Origin of the sequence: Micromonospora inositola, from assembly GCF_900090285.1 — a bacterium.
GTDB lineage: Bacteria > Actinomycetota > Actinomycetes > Mycobacteriales > Micromonosporaceae > Micromonospora > Micromonospora inositola.
In genome coordinates this window covers 135,045-151,728 of sequence record NZ_LT607754.1, presented here as the reverse complement: position 1 = coordinate 151,728, position 16,684 = coordinate 135,045, and the positions used below count along the sequence as shown (strand labels likewise).

Genomic DNA, 16,684 nt, shown 5'->3' with positions numbered 1-16,684 from the left:
GTGTACCGCGCCCGCCTCACCCCGGTCCGGGCACCACTGCGGACAGTGCCGTTCATTTCGTACCGGTTTCCCGCTCGGGTAGACTCCGCCGACTGTGACGTCTGCCGAGACCCGTGTCGACTCCCCACCGGACGCCGACGCCCCGACCGGCTCACCGCGCGTCACGGACGCCGGCCAGGTCACCGACGCCGACCGTGCCCGCGAGCCCGGCCGCCCGGCCGCCCGGCGGCGCTGGCGGTGGACGCCCCGCCGGCAGGACCTCGCGGTGCACGGCGTCTTCCTGCTCGCCGCGGTCTGGGTGACCAGCCGGATCTGGGCGGATCCGGCCGGTCGGGTCGCCTCGCTCTACAGCAGCGACCCGGCGCAGGTGCAGTTCTTCCTCGCCCACTCGGTGCGGGTGGTGCTGCACGGCGAGTTCCCGTTCTACACCGACCAGTTCAACTATCCCGACGGGGTCAACCTGATGGCGAACACCGCCATCCTGGCGCTCGGCATCCCGATGGTGCCGGTGACCCTCCTCTTCGGACCGGCCGTCTCCTTCGTGACGCTGGTGACACTCGGTCTCGCCGGCACCGCCGCCGCCTGGTACCACGTGCTCTCCCGGCACATCGTGCGGACCCGGCTGGCCGCGGCGGTGGGCGGCTGGTTCTGCGGGTTCTCGCCGGCGATGCTCGCGCACGCCAACTGGCACCCCAACATCATCTCCCAGTTCCTGCTGCCGTTCATCGTCTGGCGGGTGCTGGTGCTGACCCGCGCCACCCGCCCGGTCCGCGACGGCGCGCTGCTCGCCCTGCTGGTCACCGTGCAGGCGTTCATCAACGAGGAGATCCTGCTCTTCACCGCGCTGGCCTGCGGCGTCTTCCTGCTCGCCGTGCTCGCCCAGCGGCACGGCCGCTGGTCGGCCGCGTGGCGCCCGCTCGCCACCGGGCTGGCGGTCTGTGCGGTGCTGGCCGGGGCGCTGCTGGCGTACCCGCTGTGGGTGCAGTTCGCCGGGCCGATGGCGTACCACGGGCTCAGCGACACGGTCCGCGACTACGGCAACGACATCGCCGCGTTCTTCGCCCCCGGCTCGCCCTCCCTGGGCGGCAACGAGCGGGCCAACGTCAACCTCGCGCCGAACTACTCGGAGGAGAACGCCTTCTTCGGCTGGAGCCTGTCGCTGCTGGCCGTCGGCATCGTGGCCTGGCTGCGGCGCGAGGTGGTGGTCCGGGCGCTCGCGGTGACCGGGCTGTTCTTCGCGGTGCTCTCCCTCGGCGAGCGGGTGTCCTGGTGGGACCGGGACCTGGCCACCGGCCCGTGGGAGCTGCTCGTCCGGCTGCCGCTGCTCGACGCGGTGGTGCCCACCCGGTTCGGCCTGATCACCACCGTGGTGATCGGGGTGCTGCTGGCCCTGGCGGTCGAGCGGGCCTGGTCGCTGCGGACGGCCGACCGGCGGACCGTGCGCACGCTGACCGTCGCCGGCCTGGTCCTCGCCCTGCTGCCGATCGCGCCGATGCCGTTGCAGGTCACCACCCGCCCGGCGGTGCCCCGGTTCATCACCGCCGACCGCTGGCGCGACTACGTCGGCCCGGACCAGACCCTGGTGCCGGTGCCGGTGCCGAGCATGGGCAACACCCACGCGATGCGCTGGGCCGCCAGCACCAACCTGGACTTCAAGATCCCCGGTGGCTACTTCCTCGCCCCACGCAACGGCGTGACCGGCGACCCGGGCCGATTCGGTGGGCGGCCGAGCGGCATCGGCGACCTGCTCGAGGAGGTGGCCACCACCGGCCGTACGCCGAAGCTGGACGACCGGCAGCGCCGTCGCTGCCTGGACGAGCTGCGGCACTGGCGGGCCGCCGTCGTGGTGCTGCCGCTGGACCAGCAGAACGCCGAGCCGCTGCGGCGTACCGTCGAGCAGCTGGTCGGCCCCGGCCGGCAGGAGTTGGACGTGTGGTTGTGGGACGTCCGGACACTGACCGCCCCGTCGGCCTGACCACCGCCCCGCCGGCCGCCGTCCCGCCCGACGCCGCCCCGGCGGGCCGGCCCCGCCGCCGCGCGCCGCGCGGCGTCGACGTGCTGGTGCTCGCCGGCTACCTCGGGCTGGCCGTGCTGCTCACCGGCGGGCAGTGGGGCCGCCCGGAACGGCTCTTCCACCAGGCCGGCGACCAGATGCTCTTCGAGTGGATGCTGGCCCGGGCCGCGCGGGCGGTGACCGGCGCGGAGAACCCGCTGTACAGCACGGCCCTGAACGCCCCGGACGGGGTCAACCTGATGGCCAACACCTCGGTGCTCGGGCTGGGCGTGCCGCTGACCCCGGTGACCCTGCTGTTCGGCTCCCAGGCGGCCTTCCTGGTGGCCGTGGTCTGCTGCCTGGCCGGCACCGCCACCGCCTGGTACGCCCTGCTGGCCCGCCGGCTGGTCCGCTCCCGGGTCGCGGCGGCGGTGGGCGGGCTGTTCTGCGGCTTCGCCCCCGGGATGGTCTCGCAGGCCGGGGCGCACCTGCACATGGCCGCCCAGTTCCTGGTCCCGGTGATCCTCGGGCTGGTCTTCCGGCCCGCCGCCGACCGGGTGCGACGGGACGGGGTGCTGCTCGGGCTGGCGGTGGCGTACCAGGTCTTCCTCGGCGAGGAGGTGCTGGTCTTCCTCGCCCTCGCCGCCGGGGTCCTCGCCGCGGCGTACGCGCTGGCCGATCCGGGGGGCGCGCGGCGGCGGGCGCCCGCGCTGCTCGGCCGGCTCGGCATCGGCGCGCTGGTGGCGGGGGTGCTGCTGGCGTACCCGCTGTGGTTCCAGTTCCACGGTCCCGGCCACTATGCCGGGATGCCCTTCTTCGCGCAGGGCTTCCGCCTCGACGCGGCCTCGTTCACCGCCGCCGCCCGGCAGACCGTCGCCGGGGACGACCACTCGGCGGGGCTGCTGTCGCCGAACCCGACCGAGGAGAACTCCTTCTTCGGGCCGGTCCTGCCGCTGCTGGCCGTGCTGGTGGTGGTCCGGCTGTGGCGGCGGCCCCTGGTCCGCGCGCTGGCCGGTTGCGGCCTGCTCTTCGCCCTGCTCTCCCTCGGCACCGGCATCCGGGTCGACCACCACGAGACCGGGCTGCCCGGGCCGTACCGGCTGGTCAGCGGGGTGCCGCTGCTCGACCTGGTGGTGCCCGCCCGGTTCGCGCTGGTCTGCGTGCCGGTGCTGGGGGTGCTGCTCGCCCTCGCCCTGGACCGGGCGTCCGAACACCGTGTCGGGCGGGCGTGGCGGCTGCTCTGCACCGGGGCGGTGGCCGCCGCGCTGCTGCCGCTCGCCCCGACGCCGATCCGTACCGTGCCCGCCGGGCTGGTGCCGGCGTTCGTGGCCGACGGCGGCTGGCGGGCGTACGTGCCGCCGGGGCGGACGCTGGTGCCGGTGCCGCCGGTGACCGGGGCGGGGGTCAGCCCGGCCATGTTCTGGTCGGCCCGGACCGGGCTGGCCTTCACCGCGCCGGGCGGCTACTTCATCGGCCCGGCGAGCGCGGCCGACCCGACCGCGCACTGGGGCGCGCCGGACAACCCGACCTCGGTGCTGCTGCGCCGGGCCGCGGAGAGCGGCCAGGCGCCGCCGGTCGGCGACGCGGACCGGCGCCAGGCGGTAGAGGACCTGCGCCACTGGCGGGCCGCCGTCCTGGTGCAGGCCGGCTCGTCGCCGACCGATCCGGTCCGCGCGACGCTGGACGGCCTCGTCGGCCCCGGCCGCGACGTGCCCGGCGCCCACATCTGGGACGTCCGCCCCCTGGTCGGCTGACCCGGGCCGCCGGCTGCCCCGGGCCGCCGCGGCCGGTGGCCGTCACACCAGGCCGCGGACGTCCCAGAGCCAGACGTCGTCGACCCGCTGCGGCGGGCCGAGCAGGGCGGTCATCAGCTCGCGCAGGACGGGCTCGCGCGGGTTCGCGCCGAGCACCACCACCGAGGCCTTCCAGAAGCGCAGGTCCTCGACCGCCTGGCGACGGTTCTCCGCGGTGAGCGGCGGCACCCTGCCGGCGTCCATGGTGGCGTAGATCAGGGTGCTGGTCGGCCGGTTCGGCGCCCCGAAGACGCCCTCGCCCTGCTCGTTCGGGCCGATGAAGTAGCCACCGGGGATCGGGAACTGCTGCCCGGTCAGGGCGCTCCAGCGCAGCGTGGGCAGGCCGTGCACGTTGCTCGGGACGGGCACCGGCACCAGCGTCCGGCCGGCCGGGACGTACGGGCGCCAGCCGCCGGCCGTGATGAAGTGCGGCGGCGGGTCGACGTGCTGGGCGGGCAGCGGCCGGGGGAAGAGCGGCAGCACCGCGAGCGTGATCGCGGCGTACCCGATCGGGCGCAGCCACCGGCGCCGCGGCCCGACGGCCGGCGATTGCGCGGCGCCGGACTCGGCGGCGGTGCGCGGGGCCGGCACCGGCGGGCGGCCGTCGCCGGCGAGGGCGTTCCAGGCCAGCGCCAGCAGCACCCCGACCGCGGCGGCCACCACCAGGGAGAGCCGGGTCGGCATCATCATCTCGACCAGCGGCAGGTCGTCCGGGACGTACGCCCAGGGCCCGTCGATCGCGGTCTCCACCCCGTCGAACCGCACCTTCGGGCCGATCGCCGCGACGCTGAAGACCACCACCAGCACGGCGAGGATCCGGGCGGCGAGCGAGCGGCGGACCAGCAGCGCCAGGGCGACCAGCGCGACCAGCACCAGCGGCCAGCCGAACCAGGTGTTCTGCTCGGTCAGCCCGATGGTCCGCTCCACCGCCTCGTCGCCGGCGACGGTGTCCCGGGCGAAGGTGACGAACGCGGCAAGGTCCTCGCCCCAGCTGTGGAAGACGCCGCCCTGCAGGCCCCGGTAGGACTGCGGCCCGTTGAACTGGAACCAGATCGGGTACGCGGCCAGCAGCAGGGCGAGCCCGGCGCCGACGCCGCCGGCGGCGAGGAACGCGCCGGCCCGCGCCCACGCCGCCCGCGGTCGCTGCGCCACGTACGCGGCCACCACCACGAGGCAGGCCAGCGCGGTGAGCAGCAGCATCTCCTCGTTGATGAAGATCTGGTACGCGACCAGCACGCCGAGCGCGATCCCGTTGCGCCACCACCGGCCCGGCTCGCCGAGGCGCAGCACCCGCACCACGATCAGCGGGAGCAGGAAGTTGGAGACGAAGTTCGGCTGCCCGTTGGCGTGGTGCACGATGCCGGGCGCGAAACCGAGGAACGCGCCGCCGACGAAGGCCGCGCCCCGGGAGCGGACCAGGTGCCGCGACAGCATCCAGTACGACGTGCCGGCCGTCGCGGCGAGCGCCCCGCCCAGGTAGAGCGCGTACATCACCTGGGGGCCGAGGAGCAGGGTGAGCGGCGCCAGCGGCAGGGTGACCCCGAGCAGCGAGGTGTTCGCCATCATGTTCACGCCGTCGGGCGCGTTCTGCCGGGCGGTGAAGAGCGGGTTCTCCAGGTGCCGCACCGAGTAGGCGCCGTGCGCGAAGAGCCACTCGAACCAGCTGTGGTCGGTCGGCAGGTGCGACGACACCCGGTGCTGGACGTCCACCCAGTAGTTGAGGCAGACGAAAACGCCGAGCAACGCATAGGCTCCGATGGCCAGCACGTCGGCGCGGGCCGGCCGGCGTCGGGGCCGGCGCGGCGGGTCGGCCACGACGGGCTCGACCGCGACGGACGCGGAGTTCAACGAGGGGTCTACCACCGGCACGGCCACGACGGGCCATCGTACAGGCGGCGCGGCGTCGCCCCGGCCGGGCCGGTGCGTCCCGGCGGGCGCCGTCCGGGGGGGTGGGCGGGGGAGGGGTGGCCGTGACCGTCATCGATCTGGGTGAGCGTCGCGACGACCCGGCGCCGGCGCCGTCGACCCGACCGCCCCGGCCCGCCGCGCGGCCGTACCGGATCCTGGCGGTGCTGGCGGTCGCCCTGCTCACGCTCGCCGGCGGCGTTCCGGCGGCCGGCCGTCCGGCCGCCGCCGTGCCGGCCCGCCCCGGCGCCGAGGCCTTCCTCGTCGGCGACCGCCTCTACCTGGTCGAGCCGCCCGACCTGGACCGGAACGAGGGGCGGCAGCTCGTCGCATACCGGATCCCGGCGCACGGTCCGCCCACCCGGCTGTGGCGCAGCTCGCTTCCGGTGGGCAGTGGCGACATCGTCGGGCTGCTGAACCGGGCCGGGTCGGTGCTGCTCACCGGCCCGGTGGGCGGCACCGACGGCACCTACCGGACGTTCACCGTGGACGCCCGGACCGGCGCGCCCGGCTGGCAGCAGCCCGGCGTGGCGGTCGAGGCGGGAGACGGGGTGCTCATCCAGACCGTCGACGCGGTGGGGCAGGGCACGATCCGCCGGGTCGACGTGCCGTCCGGGCGGGCACTGTGGTGGGTGCCGACGCCGCCGGGCGGCGCCGACCTGCGCTACGGCCCGGCCGGGGCTGACCGGGTCGTGCTGGCGCCGGCCTCCGGCGAGGTCGAGGTGCGCGACGCGGTCTCCGGTGCCCGGCTGGTCACCCGCAACATCCGTCCCGGTGAGCTGCCCAACTGGCAGCGGACGGCGGTGGTCGACGACCTGCTGCTGGTGATCCGGGACAACGGCGCCACGGTCACCGGTTACGGCCTGGACCGCCTGGACCGGCGCTGGACCACCCGGCTCTCCCTGGTCGGCTACCTGAGCCCCTGCGGCGCTCTGCTCTGTGCGTACCAGCAGATCGGCGGGATGTGGGCGCTCGACCCGGCGACCGGCGCCATCCGATGGCGTGACGAGCATTCGCGGGCGGTGCTGCGGGTGAACGCCGGCCGGTTCCTGGTGACCACGGCCGACCCCGCTGGGGCCTCCCGGTACGCGGTGGTCGAGGCGGCGACCGGTCACCGGCTGGCCGACCTGGGCAGCTGGGAGCTGGCGAACTGGGCCGACCCGGACGTCCCGCTGATCGGCAGCCGGCGGGGCCCGGACGGGCGGCTGGTCGTGGCCGAGCTGGACCTGGTCGCCGCCCGGGCCCGGGTGATCGGCGCGCTGCCCGGCCTGCTCGGCGACTGCCGGGTCGGCGCGGGCGTGCTCGCCTGCCGGCGGGCCGACGGCGGGTTCGGGCTGTGGCGGTTGCCGTGAGCCCGGTCATCGAGCTGGGCGAGCTGCGGCACGGCGACGAGACCGAGCCGCCGCCCGACCCGCGCCGTCCCCCCTCCCGGTCGGCACGCGTCGCGGCGCTGCTCTGCGCCGCGCTGCTCGTGCTGGCCGGCTCGGCCCCCGCCCCGGGCCGGCGGCCGTCCGTGGCGGTGCCCGCCCCGCAGGGCGCCGGCTTCCTGGTGCTCGCCGACCGGCTGGTGGTCGCCGACGGGCCGGGCACGGTGGGCCGGGCGGGTCGGCTGGTGACCGGGCACCGGCTGCCCGGCGGGGAGCCGCTGTGGCGGTTCGTCCTCCCCACCGGCGACCACGCGCTCGGCCTCACCACGGTGGCCGGCGCGGTGCTGGTGATCAGCAGCCCCGCCGGGGCCGGCGACCCCGCCTCCACCTTGCTGGACCCGGACACCGGGGCGGTGCGCTGGCGGCAGCCCGGCTACCCGGTCCGGACGGAGTCCGGCGGCGTGCTCTTCGAGACGCCCCGGGCGGACGGGACGGGCACCGTGCGGGCGGTCGACCCGGTGTCGGGCCGGTCCCGGTGGTCGTTGCCGCTGCCCGGCAACGGGCTCGCGTACGAGGTCGGCGACCGGGGTGTGACGCGGGTGGTGCTGGTCACCGCCGCCGGCCGGGTGGAGGTCCACGACGCCGGCTCGGGGGCGCTGCTGCGTGCCGGGCGGGTGCCGCCGGCCGCCGACGGGGTGTCGTACCGGGTCACCCAGGTCGTCGGTGACCTGCTGCTGCTCGACGGGGCGCCGGGCACGGTCACCGCGTACGGCCTGGACCGGCTGGACCGGCGCTGGAGCATGCCGGTCGGCCCGTCGGCCGAGACCTGGTTCGCCGACTGTGCCGGGTCGATCTGCCTGCGCGACCGGGGCCTCGGAGTGCGGGCCGTCGACCCGGCCACCGGGCGTCTGCTCTGGACCGACGACCGCTGGCTGGGGATCGATCCGGTCGACGGTCGGCTCCTCGCCAGCGCCCCGGCCGTCGGCCTGGAGATGGACCTGTCGGTGGTCGACCCACGCACCGGCGGCACCCTCGCCCGGCTGGGCCGCTGGCGGCTGAGCGGCGGGGCCCGGTACGAGCCCGCGCTGCTCGGGCTCCGCCGGCTCGGCGAGGACCGCACCCTGGTCGCCGAGCTGGACGTCCCGGCCGGACAGGCCCGGATCCGGGCCGTGCTGCCGGGCTCGTGGGACGACTGCGCGGCCGCGGCCGCCGCCCTGGTCTGCCTGCGGCCCTCCGGCGGCCTGGTCGTCTGGCCGGACGGCCGCTGATCAGCGGTTCACCAGTTGGCCTGCGCGGGGGTGGGCGGCAGCGGCACCGACGCCGGCCGGATCACGTACGCCACGCCGCCGCTGCCGCCCAGCCAGGCGGCCTGGAACCGGTCCCGGTCCACGGTCCTGCGCACCCCGTCGTCGGTGGCGGCATACGGGTCGTTGAGCACCGGGTCACCGGTCTCCGTGAAGCCGACCAGCACCATCAGGTGGCCGTTGGTGTCGTAGTCGAGCCCGGGGATCTCCCCGCGCCGGAACCGCGCCGAGACGACCAGCGGCACCCCGGCCGCGACGAAGAGCTCGGCCTCGGCGAGGGAGCGCAACCGGGTGACGAACGCGTCCACCCCGTGCAGCCCCGCATACGCCGTGTTGAACGGCCAGTTCCCCGCGCCCGCGTAGGCGTGGTCGTAGCAGCCCCGGGCGGCGTGCACCACGACCGGCCGGGGGCCGGGCGGGGTCACCCAGGCGTACCGGTCCGGGGTCGGGCCGGCGCCCCAGAAGTCCAGCACCATCGACACGCTGGTGGGGCTGCACCAGGAGTCCCCACCGCCGCCCCAGCGGGTCTCCCCGCCGGCGTGCAGCCGCTGCGCGTACCGGGGCACGTCGAGCACCCGCCCCCGGGCCGCGCCGACGGCCGCGGAGGCCGCCGGCTGGTCGGGCGCGTTCCACTCCTCGGCCGAGGCCACCGCCCCGAGGGTACGCAGCACCGGGCCGGCCGCGACGTCGGTCCGGCGGAACAGGGTGACCCGCGCCTGCCAGCCGGTGATCGCCGAGCGCAGGGCGCCCATCGTGTCGACCTTCGCCCAGGCCTCGTCCTGGGTCTGGCCCGGCACCGAGGTGCGGTGGATCGTCGTGTCGTCGGCGGCCCAGCGGCCCAGCACGTACCAGTCGGTGGACGGCGAGCCCGCGTCCCAGCCGCGCAGCTCGATCTGGAGCCAGCCGCCCTCCGGGCTGTCCCCGGTCCAGGACGGGACGATCTCGTCGACGCCGAAGCCGGCCCACACCACCGGCGCGGTCCAGGTCGCCAGGTCGTACCGGTCGGTGCGGCCGGTGTGCGGGTCGGTGTGGTCGAGCTGCCCGATCGGCGCCCCGACAGCCAGGCCGCCCGGGACAGCGACCACGCCCTCGGCGGTGCCCAGGTCGAGGTCGGCCGGCAGGCGGAAGCACCGGTACGCCACGTTCCGCCCAGCTGTTCCGGTCATGGCAGCTCCTCCGCTCGTCGCCGGCCGCCGCGCCCGGAGCGTGGCGGTAGGTGCCGGGAAGCATCGCGTACCCGAAGGTTTTCTGCAACGACGGCGAGGGACGCTGGTTTGGTGGCCGGCACTAGGTTGTCGGGAGGTCACGAGGCGAGGAGGCCGGGATGCGGGTGCTGGTGGTGGAGGACGAGCGCAACCTCGCCGACGCGATCGCGCGGGGGCTGCGCAAGCGCGGCATGGCGGTGGACGTCGCCTACGACGGCAGCACCGGTCACGAGGCCGCCTTAGTCACCCGGTACGACGTGGTGATCCTCGACCGCGACCTGCCCGGCGTGCACGGCGACCGGATCTGCGCAGACCTGGCCGCCTCCGGCACCCTGACCCGGGTGCTGATGCTCACCGCCAGCGGCACCGTCGCCGACAAGGTCGAAGGGCTCCAGCTCGGGGCAGACGACTACCTGCCCAAGCCGTTCGCCTTCGACGAGCTGGTGGCCCGGGTGCAGGCGCTCGGCCGGCGGGCCACCCCGGCCGCCCCGCCGGTGCTGGAGGTCGCCGACCTGGTGCTCGACCCGGCCCGCCGGGTGGTCACCCGCGGTGGGGCGCCGGTCGACCTGACCAACAAGGAGTTCGGCGTCCTCGCCGAGCTGCTCAAGGCCCGCGGCGCGGTGGTCTCCAGCGAGGAGCTGCTGGAACGGGTCTGGGACGCGAACACCGACCCGTTCACCACGATCGTCCGGGTCACCGTGATGACGCTGCGCAAGAAGCTCGGCGACCCGCCGCTGATCGAGACGGTGGTGGGCGCCGGCTACCGCACCGCCGAGGTTGCGCCGTGAGTCGGCTGCGTCCCACGCTGCGGCTGCGGCTCACCCTGCTCAACGGGGTGCTGCTGGTGGGCGCCGGGGCGATCCTGGTGCTGCTCGCCTGGCTGCTGGTCCGCGACGCGCTGCGCCCGACCGACGAGCTGCTGCCCGGGACCACGGTGGTCCTCGCCGACGGCCGCACCCTCGACGCCGGGCAGTGGCAGCGGGAGCTGGTCGACGCCGCGTCGCGGGAGCTGCTGGTCAAGGGCCTGGTGGCCCTGCTGGCGATCAGCGTGGTCGGGGTCGCCGGGGCGTGGTTGGTGGCCGGCCGGGCGCTGCGCCCGCTGCACCAGGTCACCGCGACCGCCCAGCGCCTCGGCGAGGCCACCCTCGACCAGCGGATCGGCTGGTCCGGGGCGGACGACGAGGTGGCCGAGCTGGCGAAGACGTTCGACGCGATGCTGGACCGGATCGCCGCCGCGTTCGAGGCGCAGAAGCGCTTCGTCGCCAACGCCTCGCACGAGCTGCGTACCCCGCTCGCGGTGATGCGGACCGAGATCGACGTGACGCTCAGCGACGACGAGGCGGACACCACCGAGTACCGCCGGATGGCCAGCGTGGTGCGGGACGCCTCCGAGCGGGCCAACGGCCTGGTCGACGCCCTGCTGGTGCTGGCCCGCAGCGAGGCCCAGACCGGCCGCCGGCTGGGCCGCCGGGCCGAGTGCGACCTCGCCGTCGGCACCGCCAACGCGCTCTCCGCGGTCGCCCGCGAGGTGGAACGGATCGGCCTGCGGGTGCAGACCTCGCTGCGCCCGGCGCCGGTGGTCGGCGACCCGGGGCTGCTCGACCGGCTCGCCGGCAACCTGATCGAGAACGCGGTCCGGTACAACCACCTGCACGGCCGGATCTGGGTGCGCACCGGCAGCGACGGGCAGCGGTCCTGGCTGGTGGTGGGGAACACCGGCTTCGAGGTCGCCCAGGCCGACGTGCCGGGGCTGTTCGAGCCGTTCCGGCGCGGCGGCCAGGAGCGGACCGGGGCGCGCGGCTCCGGCCTCGGGCTCTCCATCGTCCGCGCGGTGTGCGACGCGCACGGCGGCGCGGTCACGGTGGTCGCCCAGCCGGGCGGCGGCCTGGAGGTCACCGTCACCCTGCCGTCGGCCGACGTCCCCTGCCCGAACTGACCGGGCCGCCGTTCGGCGTCAGCGGGACCGGCCCGGTCCCGTGCTGGGACCGGGCCGGCATCACGGGGTTGTGCCCCGGGCTCGGGCGGTGACATGATCAGCCGCGTCAGCCCGACGCGCGGAAAGGGGGTGCGGTCGATGTCCACCACGAACAGTCCCGCGCCCCGCCCCGGTCACCGCTGACAGCATCCACTTCCGCGGGGCGCACACTCCACACCAGGAGGAAGCACCGTGAGTGCGCTGATCCACTGCGTCACCGTCGAGTCCGACGACCCGTACACCCTGGCCAGCTGGTGGGCGGGGGTGCTCGACCGCCGGCTGCACGACGACGACCACCCGGGTGACCCCGAGGCGGTCCTGGTCGCGCCCGGCGGCCACGGCCCCGACCTGCTCTTCGTCGAGGTCGGGGAGCGGCACGGCAAGGGCGCGTTCCATGTCGACCTGCAACCGGCCGACCGGACCCGGGACGCCGAGGTCGAGCGGCTGCTCGGGTTCGGCGCCGCACTGGTCGCCGACCGCCGTCGGCCGGACGGCACCGGCTGGGTGGTGCTCGCCGACCCCGAGGGCAACGAGTTCTGCGTCTGCCGCAGCCCGGCGGAACGGTCCGCCTCGGCGTAACGCCGGCACGTGGACGGGCCCCCTCCGCCACGGCGGAGGGGGCCCGGACCAGCGGTGCCGAGGGCGGTCAGCCCTTCTGCTCGATCTGCCCGCGCATGGTGACGAACTGCGACTTCAGGTCGTCGGCGGACTTGAAGTAGAGGATGATCATGCCGAGGCTGCCGCGGTCCGCCCAGACGCAGACCCCCACCGGGACGTCGTCGGCCTTGCCGTCGCCGCACTTGGCCTCGCCGCCCAGCGGGCCGGCGTCCACCGTGCTGAAGGTGGCCACCCCGAGCTCGGTGGAGAGGTCCTTGGTGGCGTTGTCCAGCTCCTTCTTCGGGTCGGCCATCACACCCGAGGCGCCGGCGATCATGACCAGGTCCTTCTTTGCCGGGTTGCCGTAGTACCCGCCGACAGTGCTGGTGGCGTCCGGGACGTCCTTCTTCATCTCCGAGGTCATCTCCTCGGCGGCGGCCTGCAGCTGCGGCTCGGTCACCTTGGGCCGGCCGGCCAGCGTCGTGGGCGCGACCACACGGGTCTTGGTGGCGTCCACCACGTCGCCGACCTTGTCCTTGGCGGCGAAGAAGAGGACCGCGCCGCCGCCCAGGCAGAGCACCACCACGACGGCCAGGGTGATGAGCAGGATCCGGCCCACGTTCGACTTCTTCGGCGGCGGGCCGGCCGGAGCACCGTAGGCCGGTTGGCCGCTCTCCAGGTAGGAGCCGTACTGAGGGCCGGGCTGCTGCGGCGGGTAGTCGCCGCCGTACTGGGGGCCGGGCTGCTGCTGCGGCGGATAGCCACCGCCGTACTGGGGGCCGGGCTGCTGCGGCGGGTAGTCGCCGCCGTACTGGGGGCCGGGCTGCTGCGGCGGGTAGTCGCCGCCGTACTGCGGGCCGGGCTGCTGCGACGGGTAGCCGCCGGGCTGCTGCGGCGGCGGGTAGGAACCGGGATACGGATTGGACGGCGGCTGCGACATCGGTCAGCTCCAGGTGAAGTTCGGGCCGCGTGATCGTAGCCAGCCCGACCGACATGCCGCTGTCCGCCCCGCGTCGACGTGACGAAACCGCCGCCGGGTCGTGACCGGGCCGGCCGGCGGGCCATACCAGGCCCGGGTCGGCACGCCGTCACCCTGGAAGGTCCGGCCGCCGCACCCCGGCCCGTGAGGTCGGCCCGAGGTCGGCGCGCCGTCGGGCCGGAAGGGCCCTGCCGGAAATGACGATCGCGGTGGCCGGCCCGCCCGGGAGGGAAGGTCGGCCACCGCGATCGCGGGGGAGCGGGGGTGGGTCAGGCGCGGAGGCTGGCGACCCCGCGCGGCAGGAACCGCCGGCCGGTGACCCGCTCGGAGGTGCCGGTCCGGTCCAGGTACGGCGTGACGCCGCCCAGGTGGAACGGCCAGCCGGCGCCGAGGATCATGCACAGGTCGATGTCCTGCGCCTCGGCGACGACGCCCTCGTCGAGCATCAGCCGGATCTCCTGCGCCAGCGCGTCCAGCGCGTTCTGGCGTACCTGCTCGGCGGTCAGCGGCTGGTCGCCGACCACGAGCAGCTTGGCGACGTCCTCGTTGACCTGGTCGTCGACCACGATCGGCTGGCCGGAGTCGGCGATCCGCTTGAGGTTCTCGCTGACCTTGAAGCGGTCCGGGAACGCGGCGTGCAGGGTGCCGCCCACGTGGTACGCCACGGCCGGGCCGACCAGCTGGAGCAGGGCGAGCGGACGCATCGGCAGGCCCAGCGGGTCCAGGGCGCTGTTCGCCACGTCCAGCGGGGTGCCCTGGTCGACGGCGGCGAAGACGGTGCCGAGGAACCGGGTGAGCAGCCGGTTGACGACGAACGCCGGGGCGTCCTTCACCAGCACCGAGGACTTCCTCAGCTGCTTGCCGACCGCGAAGGCGGTCGCGAGCGTGACGTCGTCGGTCCGCTCGCCGCGGACGATCTCCAGCAGCGGCAGCACGGCGACCGGATTGAAGAAGTGGAAGCCGACCACCCGTTCCGGGTGCTCCAGCTCCTCGGCCATCGCGGTGATCGACAGCGACGAGGTGTTCGTCGCCAGCACGGCCTCCGGCTTGACGATCTTCTCCAGCTCGGCCCAGACCTGCTTCTTGACGTTCAGGTCCTCGAAGACCGCCTCGATGACGAAGTCGGCGTCGGCGAAGACGGACTTGTCGACCGAGCCGCTGACCAGGCCGTACAGCTTGGCGGCGGTGCCCTTGTCCATCCGGCCCTTGCTCACGGCCTTCTCGATCTGGGTGTGCACGTAGCCGACGCCCTTGTCCACCCGCGACTGGTCCAGGTCGGTCATCACGACCGGCACCTGGAGGCGGCGGGCGAGAAGCAGCGCGAGCTGGCTGGCCATCAGGCCGGCGCCGACGATGCCCGCCTTGGTGACCGGGCGGGCCAGGCCCTTGTCCGGCGCGCCGGCCGGCCGCTTGGCCCGCCGCTGCACCAGGTCGAAGGCGTACAGGCCGCTGCGCAGCTCCTCGGAGAAGACCAGGTCCGCCAGGGCCTCGTCCTCGGCGGCCGTGCCGGTGGCGAAGTCGGCGTCCTTGGCGGTCTCCAGCAGGTCCAGCGCCTTGTACGCGGCCGGAACCGCGCCGTGCAGCCGCTGGTCGAGGGTCTGCCGGGCGAAGTAGAGCACGCCCGCCCACATGTCCTTGTCGACCTCGGGCCGGGTCACGGTGACCTCGCCGCGGACCACGCCGGCGGCCCACTCCAGGGACCGCTCCAGGAAGTCCGCCGGCTCCAGCAGCACGTCCGCGATGCCCATCTCGGCGGCCTGCTTCGGCTTGAGCATCTTGTTCTGCATCAGCGGGTTCTGGATGATCACCTGGGTGGCGGCCGGGATGCCGATCAGGTTCGGCAGCAGCTGGGTGCCGCCCCAGCCGGGGACCAGGCCGAGGGAGACCTCGGGCAGGGCCAGGGCCGCCGCGCCACCGGAGAGCGTCCGGTAGTGGCAGTGCAGGGCCAGCTCCAGGCCGCCGCCCATCGCCGCGCCGTTGACGAAGGCGAAGGTGGGGATCTCGCTGTCCTTGAGCCGGGCGAAGACCCGGTGGCCGAGCCGGCCGATCTCCAGCGCCTGCGTGCGGTCGGCGAGCGCCGGCAGGCCGACGATGTCCGCGCCCACGCAGAAGATGTACGGCTTGCCGGTGACCGCGATGAACGCCGGGTTCGCCGCCAGGGCGGCGGTGATCGCCTCGTCCAGGCTGGTCAGGCCGGCCGGGCCGAAGGTGTTCGGCTTGGTGTGGTCGAAGCCGTTGTCCAGCGTGATCAGGGCGGCCGGCCGGTCCAGGCCCGGCACGTTCACCTGGCGCAGCAGCGCCTTGGTGACGACCTCGTTCGGTGCGGCGAGCGCGCTCACTTGTTGCCACCCTCCCAGTGCGGGTTCTCCCAGATCACGGTGCCGCCCATGCCGATGCCGATGCACATGGCGGTGAGGCCGTAGCGGACCTCGGGGTGCTCGGCGAACTGCCGGGCGAGCTGGGTCATCAGCCGCACACCGGAGGACGCGAGCGGGTGACCGATGGCGATCGCGCCACCCCACGGGTTGACCCGCGGGTCGTCGTCGGCGATGCCGAAGTGGTCGAGGAAGGCGAGCACCTGCACGGCGAACGCCTCGTTCAGCTCGAACAGGCCGATGTCGTCGATGGTCAGGCCGGCGATGCGCAGCGCCTTCTCGGTCGACGGGATCGGGCCGACGCCCATCACCTCGGGCTCGACGCCGACGAAGCCGAACGACACCAGCCGCATGGCGACCGGGAGGCCCAGCTCGCGGGCGACGTCCTCGGAGGCGAGCAGGCTGGCCGTGGCGCCGTCGTTCAGGCCGGCCGCGTTGCCCGCGGTGACCTTGCCGTGCGGGCGGAACGGGGTCTTCAGGCTGGCCAGCTTCTCCAGGGAGGTGTCCCGGGGAGCCTCGTCCACGGTGGCCAGGCCCCAGCCGTTCTCCTCGTCGCGGATGGCGACCGGCACCAGGTCGTCCTGGAGCTTGCCGTTGGCGTACGCCTTGGCGGTCTTCTGCTGCGAGGCGAGCGCGAACGCGTCGGTGCGCTCCTTGGTGATGTGCGGGACCCGGTCGTGCAGGTTCTCCGCGGTGGCGCCCATGACCAGGGCGGACGGGTCCACCAGCTTCTCCGCGATGATCCGCGGGTTGGGGTCGACGCCCTCACCCATCGGGTGGCGGCCCATGTGCTCGACGCCGCCGGCGATGGCGATGTCGTACGCGCCCATGGCGATGCCGCTGGCGACGGTGGTGACGGCGGTCATCGCGCCGGCGCACATCCGGTCGATCGCGAAGCCGGGGACCGTCTTGGGCAGGCCGGCCAGCAGGGCGGCGGTGCGGCCGATGGTCAGGCCCTGGTCGCCGATCTGGGTGGTGGCGGCGATGGCGACCTCCTCGACCCGCTCCGGCGGCAGCTGCGGGTTGCGCCGCAGCAGCTCACGGATGCAGCGGATCACCAGGTCGTCGGCGCGGGTGTTGGCGTACATGCCACCCGCCTTGCCGAACGGGGTACGGACGCCGTCGACGAAGACGACATCTCGAACTTCACGGGGCACTTGAGCCTCCTAGCCGGCACTGGCATTTCCCTCG

12 protein-coding genes are annotated in these 16,684 nt (G+C 74.8%); 7 read left to right on the top strand and 5 right to left on the bottom strand.

Going from position 1 to position 16,684, the window contains the following annotated elements; genetic code table 11:
* Nucleotides 1-94 precede the first annotated feature (94 nt).
* Together GA0070613_RS00685 and GA0070613_RS00680 are read left to right on the top strand one after the other, a co-directional pair.
* Nucleotides 95-1,975, top strand: coding sequence for a glycosyltransferase family protein (locus GA0070613_RS00685; RefSeq protein ID WP_089010483.1), 1,881 nt, complete (start codon nucleotides 95-97; stop codon nucleotides 1,973-1,975).
* Nucleotides 1,933-3,747, top strand: coding sequence for a hypothetical protein (locus GA0070613_RS00680; protein ID WP_089010482.1), 1,815 nt, complete (start codon nucleotides 1,933-1,935; stop codon nucleotides 3,745-3,747). The genes GA0070613_RS00685 and GA0070613_RS00680 overlap by 43 nt, the downstream gene beginning before the upstream one ends.
* A 42-nt stretch (nucleotides 3,748-3,789) precedes the next feature.
* On the opposite strand, the gene GA0070613_RS00675 is transcribed toward GA0070613_RS00680, so the two are convergent.
* On the bottom strand, nucleotides 3,790-5,655 hold the full coding sequence (locus GA0070613_RS00675; protein WP_408631028.1) for a hypothetical protein: 1,866 nt from the start codon (nucleotides 5,653-5,655) through the stop codon (nucleotides 3,790-3,792).
* Nucleotides 5,656-5,756: 101 nt separating this feature from the next.
* On the opposite strand from GA0070613_RS00675, the gene GA0070613_RS00670 reads away from it, so the two are divergent.
* Complete coding sequence (locus tag GA0070613_RS00670) at nucleotides 5,757-7,043, top strand: outer membrane protein assembly factor BamB family protein (RefSeq protein ID WP_157746236.1); 1,287 nt, start codon at nucleotides 5,757-5,759, stop codon at nucleotides 7,041-7,043.
* Nucleotides 7,028-8,326 (top strand): outer membrane protein assembly factor BamB family protein, encoded by a 1,299-nt coding sequence (locus GA0070613_RS00665; RefSeq protein WP_231929619.1) that lies wholly within the window; start codon nucleotides 7,028-7,030, stop codon nucleotides 8,324-8,326. The genes GA0070613_RS00670 and GA0070613_RS00665 overlap by 16 nt, the downstream gene beginning before the upstream one ends.
* An 8-nt stretch (nucleotides 8,327-8,334) precedes the next feature.
* Here the strand turns inward: GA0070613_RS00665 and GA0070613_RS00660 are convergent, their stop codons facing one another.
* Entirely contained in the window at nucleotides 8,335-9,528 is a 1,194-nt protein-coding gene (locus GA0070613_RS00660; RefSeq protein ID WP_231929618.1) for a C39 family peptidase, read from the bottom strand.
* Nucleotides 9,529-9,686: 158 nt separating this feature from the next.
* On the opposite strand from GA0070613_RS00660, the gene GA0070613_RS00655 reads away from it, so the two are divergent.
* From GA0070613_RS00655 to GA0070613_RS00645, 3 genes are all read left to right on the top strand, one after another.
* Nucleotides 9,687-10,355 (top strand): response regulator transcription factor, encoded by a 669-nt coding sequence (locus GA0070613_RS00655; protein ID WP_089010479.1) that lies wholly within the window; start codon nucleotides 9,687-9,689, stop codon nucleotides 10,353-10,355.
* A gap of 5 nt (nucleotides 10,356-10,360) precedes the next feature.
* A complete protein-coding gene (locus tag GA0070613_RS00650) occupies nucleotides 10,361-11,503 on the top strand; it encodes a sensor histidine kinase (RefSeq protein ID WP_089015659.1) in 1,143 nt (380 codons plus the stop codon).
* Between the two features lie 231 nt (nucleotides 11,504-11,734).
* Entirely contained in the window at nucleotides 11,735-12,121 is a 387-nt protein-coding gene (locus GA0070613_RS00645) for a VOC family protein (protein WP_089010478.1), read from the top strand.
* A 67-nt stretch (nucleotides 12,122-12,188) separates the two neighbouring features.
* On the opposite strand, the gene GA0070613_RS00640 is transcribed toward GA0070613_RS00645, so the two are convergent.
* From GA0070613_RS00640 to GA0070613_RS00630, 3 genes are all read right to left on the bottom strand, one after another.
* Nucleotides 12,189-13,079: a hypothetical protein gene (locus tag GA0070613_RS00640; protein WP_089010477.1), complete on the bottom strand. Its 891-nt coding sequence runs from the start codon at nucleotides 13,077-13,079 to the stop codon at nucleotides 12,189-12,191.
* A 308-nt stretch (nucleotides 13,080-13,387) separates the two neighbouring features.
* Nucleotides 13,388-15,457, bottom strand: a complete 2,070-nt coding sequence (locus GA0070613_RS00635) for a 3-hydroxyacyl-CoA dehydrogenase NAD-binding domain-containing protein (RefSeq protein ID WP_089010476.1) — start codon at nucleotides 15,455-15,457, stop codon at nucleotides 13,388-13,390.
* Nucleotides 15,454-16,650, bottom strand: coding sequence for a thiolase family protein (locus GA0070613_RS00630; RefSeq protein WP_089010475.1), 1,197 nt, complete (start codon nucleotides 16,648-16,650; stop codon nucleotides 15,454-15,456). The genes GA0070613_RS00635 and GA0070613_RS00630 overlap by 4 nt, the downstream gene beginning before the upstream one ends.
* Nucleotides 16,651-16,684 lie beyond the last annotated feature (34 nt).